Origin of the sequence: Streptococcus uberis (assembly GCF_900475595.1) — a bacterium.
GTDB lineage: Bacteria > Bacillota > Bacilli > Lactobacillales > Streptococcaceae > Streptococcus > Streptococcus uberis.
The window spans coordinates 1,825,603-1,852,563 of the sequence record NZ_LS483397.1; the positions used below are offsets into that span (position 1 = coordinate 1,825,603).

24 protein-coding genes and 1 other RNA gene are annotated in these 26,961 nt (G+C 38.0%); 1 reads left to right on the forward strand and 24 read right to left on the reverse strand.

Annotation, left to right across the window (positions count from 1 at the left end):
• Positions 1-16 precede the first annotated feature (16 nt).
• The 7 genes from DQM95_RS09295 to tgt all read right to left on the reverse strand — a co-directional run bounded on the left by DQM95_RS09295 (position 17) and on the right by tgt (position 4,670).
• The gene (locus tag DQM95_RS09295; protein WP_154615863.1) at positions 17-613 is read right to left on the reverse strand and encodes a TlpA family protein disulfide reductase; all 597 of its coding nucleotides are present in this window, start codon (positions 611-613) and stop codon (positions 17-19) included.
• Between the two features lie 451 nt (positions 614-1,064).
• An RNA gene (ffs, locus tag DQM95_RS09300) (signal recognition particle sRNA small type) lies at positions 1,065-1,162 on the reverse strand.
• 31 nt (positions 1,163-1,193) lie between these two features.
• Positions 1,194-1,697, reverse strand: coding sequence for a tRNA adenosine(34) deaminase TadA (tadA, locus tag DQM95_RS09305; protein WP_015912000.1), 504 nt, complete (start codon positions 1,695-1,697; stop codon positions 1,194-1,196).
• Positions 1,697-2,476: an MBL fold metallo-hydrolase gene (locus DQM95_RS09310; protein WP_037593156.1), complete on the reverse strand. Its 780-nt coding sequence runs from the start codon at positions 2,474-2,476 to the stop codon at positions 1,697-1,699. The genes tadA and DQM95_RS09310 overlap by 1 nt, the downstream gene beginning before the upstream one ends.
• An 88-nt stretch (positions 2,477-2,564) precedes the next feature.
• Complete coding sequence (locus DQM95_RS09315; protein ID WP_037593155.1) at positions 2,565-3,110, reverse strand: biotin transporter BioY; 546 nt, start codon at positions 3,108-3,110, stop codon at positions 2,565-2,567.
• Between the two features lie 2 nt (positions 3,111-3,112).
• Entirely contained in the window at positions 3,113-3,433 is a 321-nt protein-coding gene (locus tag DQM95_RS09320) for a CHY zinc finger protein (RefSeq protein ID WP_080939202.1), read from the reverse strand.
• A gap of 94 nt (positions 3,434-3,527) precedes the next feature.
• Entirely contained in the window at positions 3,528-4,670 is a 1,143-nt protein-coding gene (gene tgt, locus DQM95_RS09325) for a tRNA guanosine(34) transglycosylase Tgt (protein WP_037593154.1), read from the reverse strand.
• Between the two features lie 197 nt (positions 4,671-4,867).
• Here tgt and DQM95_RS09330 point away from each other — a divergent pair, with 197 nt between their 5' ends.
• On the forward strand, positions 4,868-5,680 hold the full coding sequence (locus tag DQM95_RS09330; protein WP_037593152.1) for a DUF975 family protein: 813 nt from the start codon (positions 4,868-4,870) through the stop codon (positions 5,678-5,680).
• Positions 5,681-5,707: 27 nt separating this feature from the next.
• On the opposite strand, the gene perR is transcribed toward DQM95_RS09330, so the two are convergent.
• From perR to DQM95_RS09415, 17 genes are all read right to left on the reverse strand, one after another.
• Entirely contained in the window at positions 5,708-6,178 is a 471-nt protein-coding gene (gene perR, locus DQM95_RS09335) for a peroxide-responsive transcriptional repressor PerR (protein WP_015912006.1), read from the reverse strand.
• A gap of 43 nt (positions 6,179-6,221) precedes the next feature.
• The gene (locus DQM95_RS09340; protein WP_037593150.1) at positions 6,222-6,656 is read right to left on the reverse strand and encodes a CoA-binding protein; all 435 of its coding nucleotides are present in this window, start codon (positions 6,654-6,656) and stop codon (positions 6,222-6,224) included.
• 202 nt (positions 6,657-6,858) lie between these two features.
• Positions 6,859-9,504: a DNA polymerase I gene (gene polA / locus DQM95_RS09345; RefSeq protein ID WP_046389790.1), complete on the reverse strand. Its 2,646-nt coding sequence runs from the start codon at positions 9,502-9,504 to the stop codon at positions 6,859-6,861.
• Positions 9,505-9,609: 105 nt separating this feature from the next.
• Entirely contained in the window at positions 9,610-11,337 is a 1,728-nt protein-coding gene (locus tag DQM95_RS09350; RefSeq protein WP_037593149.1) for an ABC transporter permease/substrate binding protein, read from the reverse strand.
• Between the two features lie 16 nt (positions 11,338-11,353).
• Positions 11,354-12,631 (reverse strand): quaternary amine ABC transporter ATP-binding protein, encoded by a 1,278-nt coding sequence (locus DQM95_RS09355; protein ID WP_015912010.1) that lies wholly within the window; start codon positions 12,629-12,631, stop codon positions 11,354-11,356.
• Between the two features lie 292 nt (positions 12,632-12,923).
• The gene (locus DQM95_RS09360) at positions 12,924-13,808 is read right to left on the reverse strand and encodes a diacylglycerol/lipid kinase family protein (RefSeq protein WP_037593147.1); all 885 of its coding nucleotides are present in this window, start codon (positions 13,806-13,808) and stop codon (positions 12,924-12,926) included.
• Between the two features lie 113 nt (positions 13,809-13,921).
• A complete protein-coding gene (gene ulaG / locus DQM95_RS09365; RefSeq protein WP_015912012.1) occupies positions 13,922-15,013 on the reverse strand; it encodes an L-ascorbate 6-phosphate lactonase in 1,092 nt (363 codons plus the stop codon).
• 180 nt (positions 15,014-15,193) lie between these two features.
• Positions 15,194-16,858, reverse strand: a complete 1,665-nt coding sequence (locus DQM95_RS09370; protein WP_037593145.1) for a BglG family transcription antiterminator — start codon at positions 16,856-16,858, stop codon at positions 15,194-15,196.
• 178 nt (positions 16,859-17,036) lie between these two features.
• Positions 17,037-17,750, reverse strand: a complete 714-nt coding sequence (locus DQM95_RS09375; protein WP_015912014.1) for an L-ribulose-5-phosphate 4-epimerase — start codon at positions 17,748-17,750, stop codon at positions 17,037-17,039.
• On the reverse strand, positions 17,750-18,613 hold the full coding sequence (locus DQM95_RS09380) for an L-ribulose-5-phosphate 3-epimerase (RefSeq protein WP_037593144.1): 864 nt from the start codon (positions 18,611-18,613) through the stop codon (positions 17,750-17,752). Before DQM95_RS09380 ends, DQM95_RS09375 begins: the two co-directional genes overlap by 1 nt.
• A gap of 4 nt (positions 18,614-18,617) precedes the next feature.
• Positions 18,618-19,283, reverse strand: coding sequence for a 3-keto-L-gulonate-6-phosphate decarboxylase UlaD (locus DQM95_RS09385; protein WP_037593143.1), 666 nt, complete (start codon positions 19,281-19,283; stop codon positions 18,618-18,620).
• Positions 19,284-19,339: 56 nt separating this feature from the next.
• Entirely contained in the window at positions 19,340-19,825 is a 486-nt protein-coding gene (locus DQM95_RS09390; protein WP_037593171.1) for a PTS sugar transporter subunit IIA, read from the reverse strand.
• Positions 19,826-19,916: 91 nt separating this feature from the next.
• Positions 19,917-20,195 carry a PTS sugar transporter subunit IIB gene (locus tag DQM95_RS09395; RefSeq protein WP_015912018.1) on the reverse strand — a complete coding sequence of 93 codons (279 nt, stop codon included), beginning with the start codon at positions 20,193-20,195 and terminating at the stop codon, positions 19,917-19,919.
• Positions 20,196-20,272: 77 nt separating this feature from the next.
• Entirely contained in the window at positions 20,273-21,706 is a 1,434-nt protein-coding gene (locus DQM95_RS09400) for a PTS sugar transporter subunit IIC (RefSeq protein WP_037593141.1), read from the reverse strand.
• A 152-nt stretch (positions 21,707-21,858) separates the two neighbouring features.
• A complete protein-coding gene (locus tag DQM95_RS09405) occupies positions 21,859-22,920 on the reverse strand; it encodes a glycerate kinase family protein (protein WP_037593139.1) in 1,062 nt (353 codons plus the stop codon).
• Positions 22,921-22,990: 70 nt separating this feature from the next.
• On the reverse strand, positions 22,991-25,492 hold the full coding sequence (gene leuS, locus DQM95_RS09410) for a leucine--tRNA ligase (RefSeq protein ID WP_111686013.1): 2,502 nt from the start codon (positions 25,490-25,492) through the stop codon (positions 22,991-22,993).
• 135 nt (positions 25,493-25,627) lie between these two features.
• On the reverse strand, positions 25,628-26,797 hold the full coding sequence (locus DQM95_RS09415) for a YSIRK signal domain/LPXTG anchor domain surface protein (protein ID WP_037593138.1): 1,170 nt from the start codon (positions 26,795-26,797) through the stop codon (positions 25,628-25,630).
• Positions 26,798-26,961: the final 164 nt, after the last annotated feature.

Below are 26,961 nucleotides of genomic sequence, written 5' to 3' on the forward strand. Positions count from 1 at the left end.
CTTAATAATTAATTAGTTAGTTGATTAGTTGATTGATTTTATTTTCCATGTCTTTAGCCGACATTTCAGAGACTGTTACATCTTCAACAATATTCTTGTTATTTATATAGAAGAAAGTTGGGACTGAATCGACTTTTAAGGTTCTCGTTACTGCCATAGCATCATCATAATAGTAAGGAAATTCAAACTTTTCTTTTTCAATATATGTTTTTGCAGTAACACGAGTTTCAGTTCCTTTATTTGAGCCGGTTGCATTAATAAACACAAAATTAATTTCTTTTTTATGCTTTTTATACATATTATTCATAATTGGTAACATTTTATGACAATGTGGGCACCAACTTGCCCATTCAATTATGATAGTGGGTTTATTTTTTAGTTGACTTGACTCAAATGATTCACCATTTGAATCAATTAATTTAAAATCGGGTAATTTTTTCCCAATAAATTCTTTAGCTGCAATCTTTTCTGTTTTATCTGTTTTAACTCTATTTGTCCTATTTTTAACAATTAAAAATGACAAACTCCCAACAAAAACTAATAATAAGACTATTAAAATGATAAAATTTCTATACTGCTTCACCAACAAATCCCAATCCCTCCATTTTCTCATTATTAATTATATCATATTTACATTTTAAAAACTGATTTTTTTAAAATAATTTAAAATTTAATTTTTCAATTTATTGATTATTTTTTACTGATGTTAATATGAATAGTTTTTTCATATCAAGGGTGCGCATATCTGATGAGTGTATGTTAACCTCAATCAAGAAGGAAAATCATTTTTAAGGTGAGTCACAATGATAGGAAATATTCCGATATCGCTTTTTAGATTTCTATTACAAGGCATTAAAGAAGTTGTGTGTTTTAGTTATGAAGGATTATGATTAGAATTGGTAAATGAAATAAAATATTAAAACTAACAGAGAAAATCGGGTTACTAGGTCCATTTGAACTCATCAACGTACTATAAAGGAACAAAAAAACGTAACAGATGGCACTGAACCTATTTCAGATTTACACAAAAAAGAACCCTGTAAACGTTGATTTTACAGGGGTTTATTTATAAACGAAAAAGAGCACACACTCGAAATCGCTTAGGGCTGCTGGATTCCTCCCCTGACCCACTTCACGCACAAGTGTTGCTCCATCACTTATTATACCACAAATGCTTTCAATTGCAAACCAGCTTATTCTTCCAGCTTTGCTTGTTTTTTGGCTTCCTTCTTTTTCATGCGTCCTGCTCTAAAGAAAGTTTGCATGATAGCTGCGCATTCCTCCGCCAAAAGGCCGGTCTCAAGTTCAACGCGATGATTGAGACGTTGGTCTGTCAATATAGCATATAAACTGCCTGCGCCACCGAATTTTTGGTTATGAGCCCCAAAAATAACTTGAGGTATTCGAGCTAAACCAATAGCTCCACTACACATGACACATGGCTCAATGGTCACAAATAAAGTAGTGTCCAAAAGTCGCCAGTTACCGACAGTCGCGTTAGCTTCATTAATGGCCATTATTTCTGCATGCATAATAGCTTGATTGCGCTCTTCTCTGGCATTATGACCGCGACCAATAATACGTCCCTCTTTGACGATGACACAGCCAATAGGAATTTCTCCCTTATCTAATGACTTTTTGGCCTCTTTGAGGGCCTCACGCATAAAGAATTCTTTTTCTTCTTGACTATATGACATTAGTTCACATCACCCAAATCCCACGATTTATGCGGAAAGGCAAGCTCTACTGGAATGGAGCCCGCATGATCTTGAGTTTCTTCTCGTAAAATGTCCAAATGCCTTTCTGGGTCAATCCCTTGCGGTGGAAGAGGTGGCATATGGGTGAGAACCAGTTTCTTAACACCAGCTTTCTGAGCGATTTGCCCAGCTTCTTTAGTGGTTAAATGCGCTGGATGGTTTTCATTTCCTTCATAAAGGTACACATCTGCCAAGAATAAATCCGCATCTTTAGCAAAAGCAGCCAAGTCTTCAAAATAACCCGTATCAGCAGTAAACACTAAAACTTGACCCGTTTGTCGTTCCCTAATGCGAAAAGCGTAACAAATGACAGGATGTACCGTTTTGATAAAGGTGATATCAAAAGGTCCAATGGTTTGACCAGCTTCAACATTGTAAGCCACTCCTTGGGAAACATCTGCCAGACTCAATTTGGCAAATTCTCCCTGATCTTCATTATGAGCATAAATGGGTAAAACTTTTGCATCCCATAACTGTTTTGGGTAAAGTTGACGGTAATGTCTTAAGACGCCTAAATCAGCGACATGATCAGGATGGTAATGACTAATAATCACAGCATCTAGCTCAAGAGGACTCAATTCCTTTTCTAACTCATTCAGAGCCCTACTTCCTGCGTCCATCAGTAAATGAAAACCATTTTCAGAAGTAATTAAATATGAGGTTGTTCCTTGATCTTTAAAGGGATAGCCTCCCCAAGAACCTAAGGTGGTTAGTTTCATATGACAAACCTTCTTTCTTCATTTCTATTATTATACCAAAAATACTGTCTTCTAACCCTAACAAAAAACAAGTTCAGAAGTGAACTTGTTAAGCTTTAATTGGTTTATAAATATAGGCATCTTTAAATTTTAAAACAATCACAGTCGCCAAGAGGGCTTTAATGGTATCACCTGGGATAAAGACAAGATTTGAGGTCAATGCAGGAAGCAAACCCATACCAGTATAGACAGATAACCAAATAGCTCCAATAAGGTCAACCACTAGAACACCTGCTAGCCAAATAAGAACAAAGACCATCATTTTATTTTGGGAAGCCACTACCTTTGTTAGTAGCGCAAAAATGAGTGGCACCAATAACCAAGCAAAAACATAACCTGCAGTTGGTCCCATAAAGACGGCTAGAGTTGTTGCTTTCCCTGAAAATACTGGAATGAAGAGACCTAATAAGAGAAACATAAGAACGGAGAGGCCACCTTTTTTACCGCCAAGTGCTAAAGCTGCTAGCATAATACCCATATTTTGAAGAACAATAGGAACTGGTATAAAGCCCAGAGGAATTGCTGGTATAAAGCCCAAAACAATAATTAAGGTTGTCATCATAGCCATATAAGCTAAATCTTTTGTTGAAAACATCTTTACTCCTTTTTAAAATAAATATCATAGTGAAGGGAACACTTTGGATTAAAGGGATGCTGGCAAAAAATACAATAGCCCTTTTGGTAATCTTTAAGCGACAAGAGATGCTGGCAGGCCCCGCACATGACAGGGTAGCTTTCTTGACTGTTTGTTGCCACAAAAGGATGATCCTCTAAACTGTCGTGGCAATGATAACAAGCATAATATTTTTGACAGCTTTGACATTTCAATACCACAATGTCATTTTCTGAATGATAATGGTAGCAACGTGACTGCTCATCCAAAGCCATTCCCCAAAATGGTAAGTTTTTCGCCTTCATAGATACATTTTAAAAAATGAAAGTTTTTGTGTCAACCTTTATTTTTAAATAGGGTAACAAAGAACACTAAAAAAACAGGGCAAGCCCTGTCTCCTTAAAAATTACGATTTGAGGTATTGTAACCATAGCGCTCTAAAAAATCTTCACGGAATTCTAACAAGTTATCATCCATAATAGCCTGTCTCACTTTTTTCATCAGATTAACAAGGAAATATAAGTTATGATAGCTGGTTAAACGTATGCCAAAGGTTTCATCAGCTTTTAAGAGGTGACGAATATAAGCACGTGTATAATTTTGGCAAGTATAGCAATCACAATCATGGTCTAATGGTGTGAAATCTTCAGCAAATTTTGCATTCTTAACCACTAGACGACCTTCACTTGTCATACACGTTCCATTCCGAGCGATACGCGTTGGTAAAACACAGTCAAACATATCGATACCACGTATAACACCGTCAATTAAACTATCTGGTGCCCCAACTCCCATCAAGTAACGGGGTTTGTTTTCTGGTAATAAAGGTGTGGTAAAATCAAGGACAGCATTCATTTCTTCGTGAGTTTCGCCTACGGCCAGACCACCAACGGAATAACCTGCAAAGTCCATACCTACGAGATCTGCTGCTGATTGGCGACGTAAGTCTTCAAAACCAGCACCTTGAACAATTCCAAACAAACCTTGATCATGTGGACGGCGATGCGCTTTAAGACCACGTTCTGCCCAACGACTTGTCCGTTCAATAGAATTTTTGACATAGTCATAGGGTTGATAGAATTGTGGACATTCATCAAAACTCATCATGATATCTGAACCAAGATTATTTTGAATAGAGATAGCCTTCTCAGGTGATAAGAACATTTTTGAACCGTTCAGATGATTTTTAAAGGTCACCCCTTCTTCAGTGATGTTCCGTGAGTCTGCTAGAGAATAAACTTGGAAACCACCTGAATCGGTTAAAATCGGTTGATCCCAATTCATAAACTTATGAAGGCCACCCGCTCTAGCAATTAATTCATCACCAGGACGTAACCAAAGATGATAAGTATTAGATAGAATAATTCCAGAACCCATTGATTTGAGTTCTTCTGGAGATTGCGTTTTTACCGTCGCTTGTGTTCCGACTGGCATAAACATAGGTGTTGGAAAGGTCCCGTGGGGAGTGATAATCTCACCCAAACGAGCACCCGTGTGCTTTTCTTTTTTGATTAAACGGTATTTAATAGGATAATCTGTCATATTGTCCTCGCTATCAAGATAAACAGTCTTGAGCTTTCTTTTTTTTAAAAGGCTAAGCCTTTTTGTCTTGCTTCATTCAGCCTATCCATTTTACCAAAAAAAGAGACTCTTGTCATGAAAGCTCGCGCTGAAAAACAGGTTGTTTCAAGTTCCACTATCAATCCACCCTATGTTATAATAAACCAAAGGAGTTTTTAATGAAACAATCACAACTGAAAAAGCAGGCGAAACATCTTTTGAAACACTTGCCTGGCAAATATCAACTTTTTGCTATTCCGATAGCTCTCCATATCATCTTATTATTCATACAGCTTCATCAAAATTATCTGGTCGAACAAGGCATTAGCATTTCTACCTTTGCCTCTATTTTCCCAATTTTACTGAACATATTAGCCTCATTCTTCCTTTTTTCTGCAGCCTTCACTATTTTGAAGGTTATCAGACAGCAAAAAAAACAGGTGACCTTTTCAGATAGTAGCCTTGTATTTAACAATCCCCTCTTTAGAAAACTCATTATCCTCTTATCCCTTAAGTTTCTCTTAATCTTTCTATGGTCATTGATTTTTATGTTAGGACTTGGCTTACTTGGTATTGGTTACCTGTTTTATAGCATTAATCTTAAAACGGGATCACCAATAATGGCACCAATCAGTGTCATGATACTGGGAGGACTTGTTGCCTTAATTGGCCTAATAATTGCTATTAATCGTCAACTTGCTTATTCCATGTCAGAAAACCTTTTGTTTGATCAGATTGAAAAGGGAGAGGATCCAGCTGCTATTGATATTATTGATCATAGTATCAGCCTTATGAAAGGCTATAAATGGAAATTTTTCCTATTTCAATTCAGTTTTATTGGTTGGTTCCTGTTAGCCATCCTCTCATTTGGCATCTTATATATCTATCTCTTGCCTTATGTGACAACCAGTATCCTTTACTTCTACGACTTTATCAAGGATTCAAAAGATAAGAGTCTTTTGGATGACAAAAAGCATAACCTAAAAAACTGACTATCTCTCATAGTCAGTTTTTTGATATTAATAAAAGCGTTTATTTTTCTTTTGACAGTCAGGGCAAATACCATAAGCAATAATAGGAATCCGCGTAATGCGATAGCCAGTTTGATCATGGGCTTCTTTCGCTACGTCCATGACATCAACATCCATGAAATCAGCTATCTTGCCGCAATCTTCACAAACCACATTAACGTGTTGGTGCCCCATAAAATCATAATATGTGGTTAAATCATTTGAAATTTTAATTTCAGAGACAAAACCCTCATCTACTAAAACCCTTAAATTGTTATAAACCGTTGCCAAACTCATGTTAGGAAAATCATCTTTCAGATCACGATAAATCCTATCAGCACTTGGATGCTCAGTGGATAAAACCATATAAGAAATAATGGCTTTACGCGTCTCCGTAATCCTAATGTGCTTTTCACGTAGATGCTCTAGAACATTTTCATAGGCATCCAATGCTTGTTGATTATGTGAATGAACATCCATAAGCATCTCCTAACTTTTGCTTTTATGTGCGAGTAATTCCTTATTACTTTTCTAATAAGTTCTGATAATCAATTTTGATACAATGATCCATCACGATATGGTGACGTCCAGCTGATGTTAATAAGAAGGTTGCCTCTTCACTTTCAAGACCTAATTGTGCCCAAAAAACCTTAGCATCTGTTTCTAAAAAGTCTTTGGCAACTTGCGGCAAGGCCTCACTTCTTCTGAAAACATCCACAATATCAATGGGATAAGGAATGTCTTGCAAATGAGCATAGACTTTCTGTCCCAAAAGCAATTGCCCTTCACATTTGGGATTAACTGGAACAATATGATAGCCTTTTTCTTGTAAAAACTGGGCAACCCTAAAAGCAGCTGTGTCTTGTCTATCTGATAGTCCAACTACCGCAATAGTTTTAGCCTCTTCTAAATAGTTCTTAATAACCTGATCTGAAGGATTTTGAAACACTTCTGCCATTTGACTTCCTCTTTTTTATTTATACAGATAATAGCAACTCAAAAATAGTAAGATAAAAGCCAATGCAAGCAAAAGCATTATTACCGCTAACTTCAATATCAGTCTAAGCAACCACTCAAAACCATTCATTGACAAACTCATCTTCCTATTTTCATTTCATTATAACACAAGTAAGGAAAATGAGAAAGATTTGATAATAGCCCTACTTAGCCTCGTACCAACTCTTACCTGAATTTTCATCTGCCCTTAAAGGAACTGATAAATCAACAGCATGCTCCATAGTTTCTTTGACCAGTTGTTTGACCTTCTCGAGTTCATCTTTTGGCACTTCTAAAACAATTTCATCATGTACCTGCAAGAGCATTTTTGTTTTGAAGCGCCCCTCTTCTAAGGCCTTATCTAAATTAATCATGGCAATTTTGAGAATATCGGCAGCACTACCCTGAATAGGCGAATTAATAGCTGTCCGTTCTGCAAAAGATCTCACATTAAAATTGCGTGAATTAATATCTGGTAGTTCACGACGACGTTTAAAGAGTGTTTCCACATAGCCTTTATCTTTAGCTTCCCGAACAATAGAATCCATATAATCTTTGATTCCTGGATATCGGTCAAAATAAGTATTAATGTATTCTTTTGCTTTTTGACGACTGATGCCTAAATTGTTAGATAAGCCAAAATCAGAAATACCATAGACAATTCCAAAGTTTACTGCCTTTGCATTACGACGGTCGTTAGCAGTCACATCTTCTTCCTTGTCAATACCAAAGACACGCATAGCTGTGGATGTGTGAATATCCGCATCTTCATTAAAGGCAGTAATCAAATGTTGATCTCCTGAAATATGAGCTAAGACACGTAATTCGATTTGAGAATAATCCGAACTCAACAAAAGAGCATCTTCTGACGATGCCGTAAAAGCCTTACGGATCAAGCGCCCCTGTTCCATTCGGATAGGGATATTTTGAAGGTTGGGATCAATACTTGAGAGTCGACCTGTTTGGGTTAAATCCTGAACATATCTGGTATGGATTTTCCCATCTTCCATAATATAATCTTGAAGACCAATCAAATAGGTAGACTGCAATTTTGTAATTTGACGGTAGTCTAATATTTTGGCAACGACTGGTGCAATTGGGGCTAGACGTTCTAAGACATCAACAGCAGTGGAATAACCTGTCTTAGTTTTCTTTGTCATTTCTATAGGCAATTGCATCTTTTCAAATAAAATCGATCCTAATTGCTTTGGAGAATTAATGTTGAATTCTTCACCAGCCAAGTCATAAATTTCTTGCGTCAGCCTATCAATAATCACCTTATTTTGCTCAGCCATTTCAACTAAGGTTTCTTTATTGACCTTAATACCAGTGATCTCCATCTTTGCGAGAACATTTGCTAAGGGCATCTCAATGTCTTCAAAAAGTGCCAGTTGATCATGGTCAGACAACTTGTCTAGCATAGTCGCTTTGCTTTCAACCAAAACTTTGATTTTTTTGGCTAAATGAGCAAAAAGGAGGCCTTTGTCTGGAAAAGCACGTTTCACCCCTTTTCCGTATACCACATCATCTGATTCCAAATGGATATTGGTATGCACCCTTGCTATGGTTGACAACTGATTATCATCAACATTTGACAAAAGGTAATTGGCCAAACGGGCATCGAAAGCTCCTCTTGGCACATCAATGTTTAAATGACTCAATAAGATCTTAGCTCTTTTAAAATCATAGGTTGCCATCGGCTTTCTCAAAAAGGCCTGAAAGACATCTGTTTTCAAGACTTCAGGATTTTGAGAGACATAAATGTTTTCAGTATTTCCCCAAGCAAAAGTTGTAATGTCTTCACGGTGGTAATTGTCATTTAAGAGTTCAAAATAAATGAAAGTATCATCGGTGAACATGTCTGGACTGATGTCATCGACCACTTCATGGTAGACAATCTCTTCTTCTGGCTCTTTCGGCAATTGATTCGATAAAGCTGCACGCAATTGCACAAAGCCCATCTCATCATAAAAGGAGGCAAGTGCCTCATGATTTGGACCGTGATAGACCAAGTCTTCTAAACCAATTGTGATAGGAGCATTGGTATCAATAGTTGCCAAGGTTTTTGATAAAAAGGCTTGCGCTTTATCATTGATTAAATTCTCTTTCATCTTAGAAGGCTTGAAAGAATCAACGTTTGCATAAATGCCTTCTAAACTGCCATATTCCTGTAAGAGTTTTAAGCCAGTCTTCTCACCAATTTTAGTAACACCTGGAATATTATCTGATTTGTCACCCATTAGGGCTTTCAAATCAATGAATTGTTCTGGGGTAATGCCCATCTTTTCCATCAGATAGTCCGGAGTGAATTCTTCAAATTCGGCAACTCCTTTTTTGGAGATTTCAACAACTGTGTTAGCGTCAGTTAATTGAATTAAATCCTTATCACCACTGACTATTGTCACATCAAATGGCACTTCTGTCCGCTCTGCTATTTTATCCAAAGTACCAATAATATCGTCGGCTTCGTAGTTCACCAAATCGTAATATGGCACACCTAGAGCTTTTAGCATTTCTCTGATGTATGGAAACTGTTCACGGAATTCATCAGGAGTTTTGGCACGTCCCCCTTTATAATCCGCGTACATTTCTGTACGGAAGGTTGTTTTTCCCGCATCAAAAGCCACCAGGATATGTGTTGGCTGCACGCGCTTCATCATATGATCGAGCATTAAATGGAAACCATAAATAGCATTGGTATGTAAGCCAGCTTGGTTTCTAAAACGATCAATCTGTTGGTATAAAGCAAAAAAGGCACGAAAGGCTACAGATGAGCCATCAATTAATAATAATTTATTCTTGTTTTCCATAGCTTTATTATAACACAAGCCTAAAACTTTGCCCTTATTTACCTCTTTTCAAGGCAAAGAAAATAACTCTGAACACATTGTATTCAGAGTTATTAGAAGGCATTTTTAGTTGACCCATTTAGATACTTTGTCTTTATTGGCTTTCACCCATTTTTTAGCAGCATCTTCTGGTTTCATACCATTGTTCATATCTAACATGACCGATTCCATATCAGCTGTTGTCCAATGGAATTTATCAATAATCTTATAAAGTTTTGGCATGTCCTTTTTCAAGCCTAAACGAGCGATGGTTTGAATATTTTCTTCACCGCCAAGAGTTTTCTTAGGGTCTTCCAAATATTTCAAATCATATTTTGAGAACATCCAGTGGGGTGACCAACCCGTTACAATAATTTCTTCTTTATTTTTAATAGCTTGGTCTAGAGACGTTGTCATCGCCCCTGTAGACGAAAGTACTAATTCCCAATCAGATAGGTTGGAATAAGCCTTAAGTGTCTTTTGGGTAGCTGTTGTGATCCCAGCACCAGGCTCAATTCCTGTGATTTTCTTCTTGGCCTGATCTGATAAGTCTTCAATACTGTTGACGTCTTTCATATAAGTTGGAACGACAAGCCCAAGTTTTGTACCTTTAAGATTTGGTCCTAAATCATCAATCTTATCCTTATATTTTTTCATGTGCTCAGCTTGTGTCACCGGTAACCATGGGCTAACTGTGAAGTCGGCATTGCCATTGGCTACTGTTTGCCACATGACCGCATTATCCAGTGGCGTGATGTCAACTTGATAGCCTTCTTCTTTAAGAACTTCCGCAATAACGTTGGTAGAAGCAATCTCAGAGTCCCATTGCATATAGGCAATTTTGACTTTCTGACCTTTTTCTCCTGAACCCGAAGCCAAGGTGGTCACAGTATGACCAAGAGCACCAACGAGAAAGACTGCTAAGGCCGCTAATCCCACCCACTTATTGGTTTTAGATGCAGCAGCTTTATTTTCTTGTGGACTATTAATGCTTTGGGTCGTACGATCCAAGACAATGGCTAAAATAACGAGCGCAAGACCTGATACAAATCCTGTACCAATATCAGCATGTTGAAGAGCTGAGAGAACTTCACGACCTAGACCTGGTGCTCCAATCATGGATCCTGTTACTACCATAGAAAGTGCAAGCATCATGGTCTGATTAATACCAGCCATTATTGTGTTTTTAGCCAGTGGCAATTCAACTTTTAGTAATTTTTGTTTTGCCGTTGATCCAAAGGCGTCAGAAGCTTCAATTAATTCTTTAGAAATCTCACGAATTCCTAAGTTTGTAAAACGAACTGTTGGTGGTAGGGCAAAGATTACCGATGCGAAGACACCCGGAACCATACCAATACCAAAGAAGGCTACTGCTGGAATTAAATAAACGAAAGCCGGCATGGTTTGCATAAAGTCTAAAATAGGATTAATAATATGTCTAACTGTAGAACTTTTGGCCATCCAGATTCCTAACGGAATACCGATAATAATAGAAATGAAACTAGCTACCAAAACCAGGGTAAAGGTATTGATCAAATGAACCCATAAACCTTGATTATAGATAAAGAGCAATCCTAAAAAGGTAAAGACGGGTAAAGGCCATTTTTTTCTTGCTAAAAAGTATACCGCTACTGTTACTAAAAGGATAAAAAGTAGGGGGTTGATGAAGAGAAGGGCATTTGTGACCCAGTCCATCATGTAACTTCCTACTAGCTGAATGACATTAAACAATCCAGAAAATGTTCCTGTCAACCACTCCGTAATGTTTTCTACCAGCTTAGCCACTGGTAATTTTGTTTGTAAAAAATTATCCAAAATGTTCCCCCTTTTTCTAAGCCTGATAATCCGCTACAGAATCACTAGCATCTTTCATTGATAATTCTGTAACAGTTTCCTTTTCAGTAACAACGACTTCACTTGTTTCATCATCAGGTATATTTGCCAAAGCCTCTATCACACGGCCTCGAATAATAACCCCTAGTAATCTATTATCATCATCGGTAACAGCAATTGGAGCTGAAGAATCGTAAATCAAAGGTAAAATGTCTGTAATAACAGTATCTTTAGTAACTGTTCGCACTTCACGATCTATCACTTCTGCTAATGGCAAACCTCTTTTGCGGGCTTCTATTGCCGCATCTGCTGTCAGACTTCCCACCAATTGACGACGACGATTGGTCGCCATTAACATCGAAACTTCTTCTGTATGCATACGATTGAGGGCAACTTGAGGTCCATCAATCTCAACTGTTGTCGTGATAGGTTTAATCATGATATTTTGAGCCGTTAAAACTTTAGAACGATCCACATCTTCAACGAATTCCCGTACAAAATCATTAGCTGGATTGGTTAGAATTTCTTCTCCGGTACCAATTTGCATAATTTGACCGTCTTTCATGAGAGCAATACGGTCACCTATACGTAAAGCTTCGTTAAGGTCATGACTGATAAAAATGATTGTTTGCCCTGTCGAGTCTTGGAGATCCACTAACTCATCTTGCATATCCCGTCTAATTAAAGGATCAAGTGCTGAAAAAGCCTCATCCATCAATAAAATCTTTGGCCCATTCGCCAAAGCCCTTGCCAAACCAACGCGCTGTTGCATCCCTCCGGACAATTGATTTGGATACTGGTCTTTAAAACTTAGCAATCCTGCATTGGACAAGGCTTTTTCTGCACGCTCTTGTCTTTCAGCTTTGGGGACACCACGTAATTCTAAGCCAAATTCGGTATTCTCCAAGATGGTTTTATGGGGAAATAAGGCAAAACTTTGAAATACCATGTTAATATCATGTCTTCGGACATCTCGCAATGCTTCAGCATTCATAGCTGAAATATCATTACCTTCAAGCAATATGGTTCCCGTTGAAGGTTCAATCAGGCGGTTAATCATACGTACTAATGTCGACTTCCCACTTCCGGATAGTCCCATAATGACAAAGATTTCTCCTTCTTTGACATCAAAACTAGCATCGTATACACCTACTGTTGCTCCTGTCTTTTTCAATATCTCATCTTTACTTTTTCCTTCTTTTACCATTTCCATGGCAGCTTTTTGCTTTTTCCCGAAAATTTTTGTCAAATGTTTAACTTCAAGTATATTTCCCATTTCATGCCTTTCTTAGTGTAAAAAATAATTGCTTTCACATGACAAACCGTCGAAAGCAATCCTTGATTAAAGAATAATTTCTCATTCAATTAACAGAACACAATAATAATATCATGTATGGTCACTTTAGTCAAGAATGAAACATTTGTAGAAATACCTTAAATATAAGGTTTTTAATTTTATTTTTCTGATTTTTTAATGTAATCACTGGACGTTATCTATCATTTTCAGAAAGTGACCATATAAAAAGCATTGAATAATTTCTCTTTATTCAATGCTTTAGGTCTGATTTTTAGATGCTATACAGTTGTAAATGGTGGGGTAGTATGCCGATTTTGACTGGCAGCTTATCTCCCTCATCACCATCAACGTTCGTTTGTAACTGCTCTTCCTTAAGGGAGATGGTGATTTCTTTGATCTGCTGGTATTTGATTTTGTCATTACTGTGATTCTCTTTTGAGAATAAGTCTGGTAAAGTGGCAAGCGTTTCTAGAAAGTTTTTATCTTTGGTAATAAGGAGATGCAAATAACCATCATCGACTTTAGCCTCAGGTGTAAAACGATCAAGACCTCCAATGGAATTGGTCAAACCAATTAAAATCAAGGAGCTTTCAATAGCCTCTGATTTTCCATCATAATCTAGATGGAAGGAATAGGTTTTATGATTTAGAATTTCCTTCAATCCTGAAAGAACATAAGCCATTGGGCCAAAATTGGTTTTTAGCTTGTCATCAACATTATTGATAGACTCGGGAATATCACCAATAGCAACAACATTAGTAAAGTAGGATTGGTTGATTTTTCCAATATCTAAAGGGATTGTTCTATCAAATCGCATTGAGGCGATAGCTTCTTTTGGATCTAGTGGAATCCCTACTGCCCGTGCCAAATCATTGACAGTTCCTAGAGGGAAAAAACCAAAATGAGGGCGATAGCTTTCCTCAGCAATCCCACTAACGCCTTCATTGACAGTACCATCACCTCCCATAACAAAAAGACTATGGAAGTGTGACCTTGCAGCTTCTCTAGCAAAAGCTTTAGCATCTCCCTCAGCCTGGGTATGCTTAACCATCACTTGCTCGAAATAAGTAGCCAATTTTTCTTTGGCTAAGCGTTCAAACTCTTGAGCTTGCTCACCACCGGAAGCGGGATTGACAATTAACATCGCATTTTTCATGGCAAAGTCCTCCTTCTTTTTTATCATTTTAGCATAAAGGTGCCCTTTTAGGAAAAATGAAAGAGGAAACAAGCCCCAAAAAAACACTCAGTGGTGTGCTGAGTGTCTTTCTATTAAAGCAGTGCCTTAAACTGGATGTTTGAATCTTCTAAGAAACAATCATCAAATCCTCTTGGGTGGTGATATTCAATACGATCTTTGTCTTGAGGATAAGTGTATTGACCCCCAACTTCCCAAATAAAGGGATGGAAATCATATTGAAGGCGCTCTTTACGCATCTTCCATAATTGTAAAATTTCATCTGTAGAAGCCATAAAGTTTGACCAAATATCATAGTGAACCGGAATAATAACTTTGGCACGGAGATTTTCTGCCATTCTAAGCAAATCAATAGAAGTCATTTTATCCTGAATGCCTAGAGGATTTTCACCATAATTGTTTAAAGCAACATCTATCTTATAATCACGACCATGCTTTGCAAAATAATTTGAGAAATGAGAGTCTGCTCCATGATAAACAGTTCCACCTGGCGTTTCAAAGATATAGTTGACTGCTTTTCTAGCCATTTCGTCGTCAGTTACTGCTAACCCAGCCAATTCTCCATCTTGCTGATCTGCGCCTTCGACGGGTAAGGTCACTAAACAGGTTCTATCAAAGGATTCTACTGCAGTGATTTTCATATCCTTGATCGTGAAGGAATCACCTGGTTTTACAATCATAATGCGTTCTTCTGGAACTCCCCATTTTTTCCAAATTTGACCACATTCATATGGGCCAACAAATTTAACATGGTTTAATTTAGGATTGTTGACAATTGCTGCAGCTGTATTGATATCAATATGGTCACTATGGAAGTGGGAAACTAAATAGTAATCTAATTCATTAATGGCAAATGGATCAATCACCATTGGTTGCACACGCAAATTGGGTTGTAATTTTCGCACACCTGCCATATTGGCCATTTGATGACCTCTAACCATATCTTTGACTTTTTTTGTGGATTTGCCTCGGTTTGACCAAAGGTCCATAACAATGTTGGCACCTCCTGGTGTCTTCAACCAAATACCACAATTTCCTAACCACCACATTGAAAAATTATTGTCAGGCACTTTTGTTTCTTCTATTTCTTCATTTAGCCAAGTTCCCCACTCTGGAAAGGTACTGAGTATCCATGATTCACGTGTTATGTCTTGTACTTTTGCCATTAAAAGATTCCTCCAAATAAATTATTTCTACACTATCAGTATATGCTTTGCCTGTACGTAAAAAAAGACCAAGTCTCACACATGTAAGTGTTCAAAAATGGACGGATATGCTGTGGAAACTAAAAAAGCCCTCAACACTGATTCTTCTAATAGAATCGTTGAGGTACATACGTTAATATCTTATTTTCTGGTCATGTCTTGAATGAATTCTTGCCGGATTAATGCCTCTATCTGAGTTTTTAGACTGTATTGGTTTTTTTCATCCTCAATGTAAGAAGCTATGCACTTTTCCAAAGAATCCGTAAAGGAACTGTAATCAGATAAATCTTGTCTCTTGGAAAAGCGAACCAGACTTAAAATATTATCATCATTTAAAATAGGTTCTACCAAGAGTTTGGTAAAGGAAGTTTGTAGGTGATCATTTGTGCTTATGACAAAATCGACTGTTAGTAAATCATGAATACTTTGAAACTGCTCTGTCGTTAGGACAGCCTCTATCTCACTGTTAACTAAGTAATGACTGCACTGGCGATGTAATAATTTTTGTAAGGCAATGCCTTCATCCGACACAATAACTGTTTTGGTTTTAGCAACTTCTGAGACACTGTTTAGCAAATCTCCACCTAAATGGATTGTCAAATAAGCGATATCATCATCAGATAAAGTCATCGACCATGCTTCTTCCAGGATTGGAGAACAAGCTCTAGTCTTTTCAAACAAATCCTCATATTTGGTTTTAATTTGATTGGTTAAAGGATTGTGTGACGACATCCCATAGGTTTTCCGGTAAACTAAGGCCTTACAATGTCGCGTTAACTGTTTAATCAAATCACTCTTATGAGTAAAATGCAATTGAAAGCGATCTTCAAGAGCTTTGATAAAATGTTTAAGGGTCATGCGCATGTCATCATAATCAGGACTCTCAATATGATTATCCTTATCTTTTCGAAATGATAGCATCAACATAGCAACCAAACCAACTTCAATATCATCTAAATGCAATTTAAAGTGTTGGTAGATCTGCTTGGCCAGGTCTTTTGCAATATAGTATTCTTTTCGCTTCCAAATCAAATTAAAATCTTCTTTTAGGGAATCTTTAACCTCCTTTGTAAAGCGCATATTTCGATAACTGAGCAGAATAAAAGGAAGGATTTGAATCATAAATTGACTGTCCTGCCGATTAATTCTTTTCCCCAAATTGATTTGAGCTATGGGTAGATAGGTATTTAAAAATTGCATAAATGCTTTTGAAAAATAAGTGGTTTCCCCTAATGTCTGACTAATTTTATGGTCAAAAAATTCTATAAAACTGGCATTGCCACCATGATAGATGGTATCTAACAATTTGTATAAAAATTGAATAAATGCCAAAGGGTAACAATCAAAATAGTAGCCATCTGTTTTAGTGGCCTGTAATCGAATAGGGAAATCTTGCTTTTCCAATTGTAGGCGTAAATCGCTCAAATCATTTAAAACAGTATTACGTGAAACATCATTAATAGCCATTAATCTATCGATGGTCACTCGGTGAGTGGATACAGCAATATAAATTGCTGACAGTTTTATCCTTTCGTCACATTTCATGACATAATTATAGTCATTAACATCTTGCAAAAGATATTGACAGGCTTGCTTTTGTCTATCATTCAAACAGATTCCCACTCGAGGAAGAGACACGATTTGTTCTACCGTCTCTGGGAGAGCTTGATTAATTTTCTCAAGATGGTAATAGACCTTTCGCCTAGATTGCCCTAGATGCGCAGCAATTGCCATTACGCTCTCAGGTTTATCCAGTTTTATAAGATAGGATAAGAGATCATAGCTTTTTTTATCCAGTAGCATCATTGTGATATGCCTCCAAACATCGCAACATTTGTGAATTGTTTCCTTTATTTAATGATAGTATTTTAAGGATTGCATTAAAAAATATTATACCAAAAAAAGATTGAGACAACTAGGTTGTCTCAAACAATGGTTAAACAAAGTCATTAATCATAACACTTGTCTTTTAGAATACTTAAGTTTACTTTTGGCTTTTTTGGCCATAATAGGCATTTGGTCCATGTTTTCTCAAATAATGTTTGTCCATTATATAAGTTGGTGCTACTTCTACTTTGGGATTAATTTCTTCTGTAAGACGGTCCATTTTTGCCACCTCTTCCAAAACAACTGAATGATAAACCGCTTGTTCTGGAGTTTTCCCCCAAGTAAAAGGACCATGATTTCGTACAACAATTCCTGGAACTGCCATTGGATCTAGCTGACGATTTTCAAATTCTTCAATAATGACACTTCCAGTCTCTTTTTCATAAGCTGAATTCACTTCAGTTTCTGTTAAGGAACGTGCACATGGAATTGGTCCATAAAAATAGTCTGCATGGGTTGTTCCATAAAATGGGATATCCCTTCCTGCTTGTGCCCAACCAACTGCCTCAGTTGAATGCGTGTGAACAATGCCACCAATTTCAGGCCATGCTTTATATAATTGCACATGTGTCGCTAAGTCTGACGAAGGATTCAAGTCTCCCTCTAACACATTCCCTTCTAAATCTGTAACCACCATATTTTCTGGTGTTAGTTGATCATAGTCTACCCCTGAAGGTTTAATAACAATCATTCTCAACTCTCTACAAATTTCGGACACATTTCCCCAAGTGAATTTTACCAAACCATGTTTTGGTAAAGACTTGTTAGCATCACAAACACGTTGACGCATTTCTTCTAATTTTTTGACCATTAGCTTAACCCCGCTTCTTCTATCAATGGGTAAAGGAAATCTTGCGCTTCCTGAATGGCTTTTCGGGTTTCCTCAATACTTTGACAATTCTCTGTCCACATTTCAATTAAAAATGGTCCATTGTAATTGCTTTTTTTCAATACACTAAACATCTCTTGCCAATTGACACATCCTTGACCAAAAGGAACATCTCGAAACTGTCCCTTACTATTTTCTGTAACTGGATAAGTGTCTTTAAGATGAATGGCCGCTATTGAACGATGCCCAATATAACACTCACTCCACAAATCATTGCCCCATGCTGATAGGTTACCAGTATCTGGGTAAACAAATAGATAAGGAGAATCAATCTCTTTTTCCACTGCTAAGTATTTTTCGATAGAGTTAATAAAAGGATCATCCATAATTTCTATGGCTAAATTGACTTGTGCTTCTTCAGCCCAATCACAGGCCTTTCTTAGATTTTTGAGGAAGCGTTGACGTGTTTCTTGTGATTTTTCTTCATAATAGACATCATAACCAGCTAATTGAATGGTTCTAACACCCAAATCCTGTGCCAGTGTGATGCATTTTTTCATCATCTTTAGAGCTATTTTTTCCTTCTCTGGATTAGAAGATCCTAAAGGAAAACGACGATGTCCAGAAAAACAAATACTTGGAATTCTCACGCCAGTTTCATAAATAGCTTGAACAAGTTTTAAGCGCTCTTCTTTACTCCAATCTAAGCGAGCAAGTCGCTCGTCAGATTCATCAATAGACATTTCTACAAAGTCAAAGCCTAAAGATTTTGCAAATGAAAGCCTTTCTAACCAGGTAAACTGTTTGGGCGTTGCTTTTTCATAAATTCCGATTGGCCTTGCCATAGACTCACCCCCAAATACGTTTTATTTCGTCTTTGAAAGCACGCGCTGCTTGAGCAGGTTCTTTTGCCTCTGTAATGCCACGTCCTGCAATAAAGGTGAAAACATCCACACCTTCAAAAAGTTTTAATGTGTCAACATCTAGGCCACCAGTTACAGAAACACGGAATCCCATGTCAATCAACTGTTTTACCTTAGATAAATCCTTCTCACCCCATGTTTCACCAGCTAGCAAAGCATCACGTGATTGATGGTAGATAGCTTGTGAAATACCAGCATCTAGCCATTTTTGGGCTTGTTCAAAGGTCCAATCACCATAGAGTTCAATTTGAATTTCTCCTCTTTCACCACGCTCTTCTTTAATGGCTTTTAAGGCAGCTTCCATTGTTGGAATGGTGGCACAACAAATGCAAGTCATCCAATCTGCTCCGCGTTTGGCATTATTTCTTGCGACAGTACCTCCAGCATCGGCACACTTTGTATCTGCAACAATGGTTTTTTCTGGGAATAATTGTCTTAGCACCTCAACGAGTTCGCTACCGACTTGTAATAAACAGACCGTTCCCGCTTCAATAACGTCAACCTCTTGACCAACTGCTACGGCAGCTTTTATTGCTCCTTGAAGATCAGAATGATCTAAGGCAACTTGTAAATTTGGAATACGTTTCACCACTATTCTTTCCTCTTTCTATTTCATTCGATATTTTTAAAGCTTACATTTTTATGTGCTTATGACTCCAAGTCCATACCTTCTAAATAAGGACTATTTTTAGATTCTTCAACCATTGCTAGAACCTCTTCGGGACTTTGACATGCGACTAAGCGATCAACCGAATGCTCTAAATCAAAGAGGGCAATAATTTGAGGAATAGCCACTGATGTGTGAATATCTGAACTGGTTGCAGCCAAGGTCAGCAAAACCTGAACCTCTTTGCCATCTGAAAATCTTACCGGTTTTGTCAAGGTAATTAAAGAGAAGGCATCTCTGATCACTCCTGCTTCAGGACGGGCATGGGGCATTGCCATTCCTGGCATTAAAATGTAATAGGGTCCAAATTCTTCTGTTGATTCAATGATGGCATGATAATACTCTTCTTTAACAGCTCCACTTTCAATTAAGGGAGCCACCGATAATTTAACAGCTTCTTGCCAAGAATCTGCTTCAAGACCTAACCGAATCGATTTGTTTTCTACAAATGCTTTTTTTAAATTCATGACGTTACCTTTCATCTTCATTCTAATCATTATGGATAAAGAGAAGGAGTTGGAAACCATTTCGCAACTCCCTCCAGAAGAATTCTAAAGCTTACAATACTTTTTGCAACTTTTCCTTGATTTCTTGATCATCCATTAAGTTATCTAACCCAACTAAGTGTCCTTTAGTACGACCATCTAACTCATGAATCAAATGATTGGAAGCAATCACGATATCATAACCAGAAGCCAAGCCTTTAGCTTCTCCAACTGAACAAGAAGCCGATTGAATATCTGTAACACCTAATTGACGGAGGGCATTTTCAACTTTCATTTTGATAACCATTGATGAACCCATGCCATTTCCACATGCTGTGAGAACTTTAACCATTGTTTTCTCCTTTTTATTTCCTTTTTTTGTTTTTGAAAATTGCTGCGCGACATGTCACAATGCCTTAAAAACAGCGACTACTGTGCTTCACCACGATAGTAAGCTTCCTTATCTTTTGCCTTAGCAAACTGGAATTGAGGAATCGCTAGGAAGAATAAGCATACGAGGACATAACCAATAATACCTAGGTATTTGAAGATATAACCAAAGGCAAGCCATGGGAATTCAAAGTCGATATTTCCATGATAACCACCTGTAAGTCCCAATAAACCGACTGCAATAGCACCTAAGGCTACCTGAATTATCCCTGAAATAAAGGATAAGGCAACTGCAGCTTTCCAGCCACCTCGTTTATCAGCAAATACTGCAATAGCGGCATTATCAAAGAAGACAGGTACGAATCCAGTAATAATCAAAATTGGATTTTTAAAAATAACTAAGAGAGTAATCGTTATTAATTGACCAATTAATCCAAATGCAAATCCTGAGAGGACAGCATTAGATGAACCAAAGCCGTATGATGCTGCAACGTCAACCGCTGGGAAAGATCCTGGCAGTAATTTATTTGAGATACCTTGGAAGGCATTGGTTAACTCAGTAACAAACATCCGAACCCCTTGCATTAGGATAAATAGGTAAACAGAGAAGGTTAGTGAGGTTTGTAAAATATACATAAAGAAGGCTTGTTTAGCTGGCACATATGCCCCTGGACCAATCAATTTCACATTTGACATAATATCTGGTCCTAAAACTGCTAGAATTCCACCAAAGAAGACAAGCATCAATGTTGCAGAGGCAACAACCGTATCATGGAAAATGTTAAGAAAAGTTGGTAATTTCAAATTATCTAAATTTTCTTCTTTTTTACCAAAGAAAGGAGCTACTTTGTCAACAAACCAAATGGCGAACTGTTGTTGGTGACCAATTGCAAAGCCACCTCCGCCTGTTAGACGCTGTGTTGCTTCCACAGTCATATTGGAACTTACAGCCCAATAAAGACCACAAATAATACCGACTGCCCAAGCACCAAAAGCATTTTGAAATTGTGGAATTAATAAGAGAACAAAAACAGAAATTGTCGCTGCTTGTTGCACCATGATATGACCTGTAATAAACAAGGTTCTAACTTTTGTTAGTTTACGCAAACCCACCAAAAGCAAATTCACACCAAACCCAATCAATAGAGCTGTTGTAGCAACGCTTATAAAGCCCATTCCTTCTAATTTGGCATTTGCTGCTGCTAAACCAAAATAAGGATCGATAACTGCCGCCTCTAATTTGAATTTTTCAGCCAAAGCCACTAAGATAGGGCGAAAGGTGTTAACAAGACCACCAGCACCAACATTTAGAATCAAATAACCAACTGTAGCTTTAATAAAGCCTGCAAAAACCTCATGAATAGGTTTGTTTAGTAAAAGATATCCAACTAATACCAAAAGACCTACAAAGAATGCTGGATTCTGCAAAATGTTTTGGGAGAACCAGTTTAGGGGAGCTAGGAAGAGTTCCATGATGACTACCTCATTTCAAAGTTTTAAAAAATGCATTTCTTTATAGTTTTATTATAGATAGTGAAAGCGTTTTAAAAAAGACCAAGTATCACACAGTTCTGTGTTCAAAAATGGACCAAACAAAAAAGATGTTCGATTGAACATCCTTTCATTTATTGGAATCTACTTTTAATGATACTTCGGACAGTATGTCTTAAATTCGTTAGGGTAACCTCTTTGTCGAGTGCTTCTTCAAGACTTAGAAAAGATCTCTGAATCGAAAATGTAGCTAGAAAATGATCCTCCAAAGATTGGTTATCTTCCACCGAACCACACAGTGCTATCGTTGGGACAGAAAACCTTTTGCCCATCTGACTGATGGCTACGGGAACTTTTCCTCCTTGACTTTGAGCATCAAGCTTTCCTTCTCCTGTAAAGATCAAGTCCGCATTTTCTAGAGCCTTTTCAAGTCCAATCCATTCTGCGATGGTTTCAAAGCCAGGTTTTAGTTGACCACCCATGATAAGGATGGCTGCACCGAGCCCTCCCGCTGCACCAGAACCTGTGAATTCTTGCAAATCGATTCCTCGTTCTTCTTTCATACGTCTGGCAAAAGCGCAAGCCTCTTCATCTTTTGCTTCTATCTGTTTGGCAGTGCCCCCTTTTTGCGGACCGAAGACTTTCGCGAAGCCTTTTTCGCCATAATAAGGATTAGTGACATCAGCCAGACCTGTAATGGTTATCTGACCCCAGTCGATTTCCGATTTAAACTTAAGGCTATCAAAGTCAAACCCCAAACTCTCGAGTAAGCCAAAACCGCCATCAGAGCTTCCTGTACCACCTAAACTCAAGTAAATATCACGACATCCTTTTTGGACAGCGTCTCGAATAAGTTCTCCCAAGCCAAATGAACTTGCCTTGTTGAATGTCTCTGAACTAGGCTCAATGAAATCAAGTCCTACAACCGAAGCTGACTCTATAAAGGCACTTCTTTCAACTATGATATAACTAGCCTGGATGGGCCTTCCTAATAAGTCACGCGTAGGCAAGGAAATCATTTCTACAGACAAAGCTTGAGAAAGGGCCTCTAAACTACCTTCACCACCGTCCGCAATCGGAAAAAGTGACACCTCTGCTTCAGGTAAAACCTCCAAAATAGCCTCTCGACAAGCCTCATTCAATTCTTTTGAACTTGCTGAACCTTTAAACGAATCAATCGCAACAATTATTTTCATAGTTCTAAGTGCTTTCTTCTAAAATGAGCAAAAAAACACCGAAGTGTTTTTTGCCTTGTTATTCTTAATCTTATTTCACCACAATATTAACCAACTTGTTAGGAACTGCGATGACTTTTACGATTTCTTTGCCTGCAATTTCTGCTTGTATTTTTTCATGAGCAAGGGCTGCAGCTTCTAATTCTTCTTTACTTAAATCTTTGGCAAGAACAAGTTTTGCTTTAACTTTCCCTTTAATTTGAACAACAATTTCAACATCATTTTCAACAAGTTTGTTTTCATCCCAAGTTGGCCAAGCAACATGAGAAATTGATTGATTTGAGTCTGTTAATACTTGCCATAATTCTTCTCCTAAGTGTGGTGCAAAAGGAGCGATTAATTGAACAAAGCCTTTGGCTTGCTCTTTATAAAGTTTATCCTCTTTATTAGCAGCATTTACAAAAATCATCAATTGGGCAATGGCGGTATTGAATTTCATGCTTTCAATTTGTTCAGTCACTGCTTTTACAGTCTCATGATAAACTTTATCCAAAGCACCGCTATTGTCGCCAGTCATCTCCTTAGTCGTGATCAAACGATAGACACGGTCCAAGAACTTACGGCTACCTTCAAGACCTTCTTCAGACCAAGCAATTGAAGCATCTAATGGTCCCATGAACATTTCATAAACACGAAGCGTATCGGCACCATATTGCTCAACGACATCATCCGGATTGACCACATTTTTAAGGGATTTAGACATCTTAGCAGGTGCTTGTTCAAGTTCTTCCCCGGTTTCGATATGGAAATAAGAACCCTCGCGTTTTTCCACTTTATCAGTTGCAACCAATGCCCCACGATGATCACGATAACTTGTTCCCAAAATCATCCCTTGATTAAAGAGTTTTTGGAAAGGTTCTTTGGTTGGTACAACACCCAAATCATAAAGTACTTTATGCCAGAAACGCGCATATAGCAAGTGAAGGACCGCATGTTCAGCACCCCCCACATAAATATCGACCGGTAGCCATTGTTTTAGTAAGTCTGAATCAGCAATCGCTTTGTCATTTTTAGGATCAATGTAGCGAAGGTAGTACCAGCTAGAGCCAGCCCATTGTGGCATTGTATTGGTCTCGCGACGACCTTTAACACCGTCTTCGCGCGTCACTTCTAACCAATCAGTGATATTAGCCAATGGCGACTCACCAGTCCCTGAAGGATGAATATCTTTTGTTACAGGTAGAATCAGTGGTAGCTGATCTTCTGGAACTGCTGTTGACGTCCCATCTTCCCAATGAATGATTGGAATTGGTTCCCCCCAATAACGTTGGCGAGAAAAGAGCCAATCACGGAGACGGTAGCTAACTTTTTCATTTCCAACTTCTTTTTCTTCCAACCAAGCAACCGTTTTAGCAATGGCTTCTTCTTTGTTTAAGCCATCTAAAAAGTCTGAATTGATATGAAGTCCATCTTCTGTATAGGCTGCTTCTTGAACATTACCACCTTCTAAAACTGGAATAATATCCAAATGAAATTGTTTAGCAAACTCCCAGTCGCGTTCATCGTGGGCTGGTACTGCCATGATGGCACCTGTTCCATAGCTTGATAGGACATAATCGGCAATCCAGATTGGCATTTCTTTTCCATTGACAGGGTTAATGGCATAGGCTCCTGTCCAAACACCTGTTTTTTCTTTCGCTAGATCTGTCCGTGCTAAATCTGATTTTAGGCTAGCTTGTCGTTTGTATTCTGCTATGGCTTCAGCTTGTTCTTCTGTTGTAATGGCATCTACAAGCGCATGCTCTGGCGCTAAGACTGCATAGGTTGCCCCAAACAAGGTGTCAGGTCGTGTTGTGAAGACCGTGAAACTTTCCTCAGAATCTTTCACATTAAAAGTAATATTTGCTCCAACTGATTTACCAATCCAATTGCGTTGCATATCTTTGATCGACTCTGGCCAATCAACTTCTTCGAGATCTTCAAGGAGTCGTTCTGCATAGGCTGTGATTTTTAGCATCCATTGACGCATTGGCTTACGAACAACTGGATAACCACCACGTTCTGAGGTGCCGTCAGGTAGAACTTCTTCATTAGCAATAGCTGTGCCCAATTCCTCAACCCAGTTTACGGGAACCTCGGCTTCATAGGCTAAGCCTTTTTCATAAAGTTTGGTAAAAATCCACTGAGTCCATTTGTAATAATTAGGATCCGTTGTGTTCACTTCTCGGTCCCAATCATAGGAGAAACCTAATGAGTTGATTTGGCGTTTAAAGTTGGCAATGTTTTCAGCTGTAAAATCTGCTGGGTCATTACCGGTATCCATAGCATATTGTTCTGCAGGTAAACCAAAGGCATCCCAACCCATTGGGTGAAGGACATTATAACCTTGTGCGCGTTTAAAACGGCTTAAGATATCAGTTGCTGTGTAGCCTTCTGGGTGACCAACGTGTAAGCCTGCTCCAGAGGGATAAGGGAACATGTCTAAAGCATAAAATTTTGGTTTAGAGCTGTCAGTTCCTGTTTTAAAGGTGTGGTTTTTTGCCCAAAAGTCTTGCCATTTGGGTTCTATTTCTTTGTGATTATAAAATGTCATTTAGCTTCTCCCATGTAAAAAAGTCTAGTTCTTTTTATTATATCACGAAAAATCCCATTTAGAAATGACCTTTCTCGTGTCTTTCATAAGAAAAAATACCAATCTTTCGATTGGTATTTTGAGGAAAAGGGGAAACTATTTTTGCTTTTTCTTGCGATAGCTGCCATAGGCCACCATGCCTGATGAGGCAATAAGGGCCATTGCTGCGGCCACAAGATAAGCTTGGTAATCTTCTCCTGTACTTGGCAATTGGGCTTGAGTTCTTTTTGCCTCTTGTACTGGAATTTGAGTATTTTGAAGATTTGTGCTTGTCTTAGCATTTTCAGCTTTCTGTTCCAAGCTTTCACTTGTTTTAACTGCTTGGACTGGATTGTGGACTGCTTTTTTCTCACTTGGTAAGTGATCAGGGGATTGATTTACTTCCGGAGCTTTAGCTTGTTCAGATGCTCTAGCAGCTTCCAGTTGAGGTAAGCTTTCCTTCATGAAGGAAAGGATGCCTTCTACCGTTTTGCCAGATTCAACAATTTTCTTCATCAAACGACTAGCATTAAGTGCTTCTAATTTAGCCAGTGCTTCTGCTTTCACACGGCTTAATTCAGCTGCTTTTTTGGCTTTTTCTTCAACCTCATCTTTTTTATCAGCATCTTCATCACCTTCTTTGGCACTCTCCTCTATTTTGACTTCTGCATGCCGATCAGTCTCTTGATGGTCTTCTTCAGCAGTTACCTCTTCTGAAGTTTCAGGTTTTGATGAGTCATTTCCCTCAGCTTCAGAAAGATTAATCGCTTCAACATTCTCAACTTCTGTTTCTGATTCGGATGGGTCATTCTCTTTTTCTTCCTCAGATTCTTCTTTAACTTCTTCGGGTTCGGATTCTGTTTCTTCAGTTTCTTCAGCTTCTTCACTTTCTAATCCATCTGATTCCTCTTCATCAGTTTTATTCTCTTCTTCAGAGGATGTTTCCTCATTTATTGAAGCGTCCTTTAAAACTTTATCAGATGATTCTTCAACTTTTTCTGTAATCACTAATGATTCTTCATCTGTCAATGCTGCAGGTTTAATTAATTTTTCTTTAGCTTTTTTAGCTGTCTCCTCTTTTAGTTTAGCCTCTTCTAATAATTTTTTTAGAAGTTCTCTATCTGGCTTTTTAGGTACTTTTGGCACTTCTCGATGACTCTTCTCTAAATTTTCGGATTTTTCTTCGGCAGATACCGGACTTCCGACTGCGAGGACTGCTACTGATACGGCTGCTAAGCCATAGGCAGATTTCCTGAGGTAGTACTTCATTTCTTGTTTCTTCTTCATTGATGCTCCTTTTCTGGGATTGAGATTAACGAAATCTCATAGTTTGTAGTCGTTAACGTTAATCTTATTATAATAATATATTTTTATTAAGTCAACATGAGTTTTGTTTAGTTTCTTTTTAATTTGATTACAAAAGATATCAATTTGAAGTCAAAAAAACACTA

What these genes read in the sequence shown, in the direction of transcription:
- DQM95_RS09340 (WP_037593150.1), bottom strand. Translation starts at nt 6,656, where the DNA reads ATGGCAGAAGTGTTTCAAAATCCTTCAGATCAGGTTATTAAGAACTAT.
- DQM95_RS09330 (WP_037593152.1), top strand. Translation starts at nt 4,868, where the DNA reads ATGAAACAATCACAACTGAAAAAGCAGGCGAAACATCTTTTGAAACAC.
- tadA (WP_015912000.1), bottom strand. Translation starts at nt 1,697, where the DNA reads ATGTCATATAGTCAAGAAGAAAAAGAATTCTTTATGCGTGAGGCCCTC.
- DQM95_RS09395 (WP_015912018.1), bottom strand. Translation starts at nt 20,195, where the DNA reads ATGGTTAAAGTTCTCACAGCATGTGGAAATGGCATGGGTTCATCAATG.
- DQM95_RS09415 (WP_037593138.1), bottom strand. Translation starts at nt 26,797, where the DNA reads ATGAAGAAGAAACAAGAAATGAAGTACTACCTCAGGAAATCTGCCTAT.
- DQM95_RS09360 (WP_037593147.1), bottom strand. Translation starts at nt 13,808, where the DNA reads ATGAAAAATGCGATGTTAATTGTCAATCCCGCTTCCGGTGGTGAGCAA.
- DQM95_RS09380 (WP_037593144.1), bottom strand. Translation starts at nt 18,613, where the DNA reads ATGGCAAGGCCAATCGGAATTTATGAAAAAGCAACGCCCAAACAGTTT.
- DQM95_RS09370 (WP_037593145.1), bottom strand. Translation starts at nt 16,858, where the DNA reads ATGATGCTACTGGATAAAAAAAGCTATGATCTCTTATCCTATCTTATA.
- DQM95_RS09355 (WP_015912010.1), bottom strand. Translation starts at nt 12,631, where the DNA reads ATGGGAAATATACTTGAAGTTAAACATTTGACAAAAATTTTCGGGAAA.
- DQM95_RS09400 (WP_037593141.1), bottom strand. Translation starts at nt 21,706, where the DNA reads ATGGAACTCTTCCTAGCTCCCCTAAACTGGTTCTCCCAAAACATTTTG.
- ulaG (WP_015912012.1), bottom strand. Translation starts at nt 15,013, where the DNA reads ATGGCAAAAGTACAAGACATAACACGTGAATCATGGATACTCAGTACC.
- perR (WP_015912006.1), bottom strand. Translation starts at nt 6,178, where the DNA reads ATGGATGTTCATTCACATAATCAACAAGCATTGGATGCCTATGAAAAT.
- DQM95_RS09390 (WP_037593171.1), bottom strand. Translation starts at nt 19,825, where the DNA reads ATGAATTTAAAAAAAGCATTTGTAGAAAACAAATCGATTCGGTTAGGT.
- DQM95_RS09315 (WP_037593155.1), bottom strand. Translation starts at nt 3,110, where the DNA reads ATGTTTTCAACAAAAGATTTAGCTTATATGGCTATGATGACAACCTTA.
- tgt (WP_037593154.1), bottom strand. Translation starts at nt 4,670, where the DNA reads ATGACAGATTATCCTATTAAATACCGTTTAATCAAAAAAGAAAAGCAC.
- DQM95_RS09320 (WP_080939202.1), bottom strand. Translation starts at nt 3,433, where the DNA reads ATGAAGGCGAAAAACTTACCATTTTGGGGAATGGCTTTGGATGAGCAG.
- leuS (WP_111686013.1), bottom strand. Translation starts at nt 25,492, where the DNA reads ATGACATTTTATAATCACAAAGAAATAGAACCCAAATGGCAAGACTTT.
- DQM95_RS09295 (WP_154615863.1), bottom strand. Translation starts at nt 613, where the DNA reads ATGAGAAAATGGAGGGATTGGGATTTGTTGGTGAAGCAGTATAGAAAT.
- DQM95_RS09375 (WP_015912014.1), bottom strand. Translation starts at nt 17,750, where the DNA reads ATGGTCAAAAAATTAGAAGAAATGCGTCAACGTGTTTGTGATGCTAAC.
- DQM95_RS09405 (WP_037593139.1), bottom strand. Translation starts at nt 22,920, where the DNA reads ATGAAAATAATTGTTGCGATTGATTCGTTTAAAGGTTCAGCAAGTTCA.
- polA (WP_046389790.1), bottom strand. Translation starts at nt 9,504, where the DNA reads ATGGAAAACAAGAATAAATTATTATTAATTGATGGCTCATCTGTAGCC.
- DQM95_RS09310 (WP_037593156.1), bottom strand. Translation starts at nt 2,476, where the DNA reads ATGAAACTAACCACCTTAGGTTCTTGGGGAGGCTATCCCTTTAAAGAT.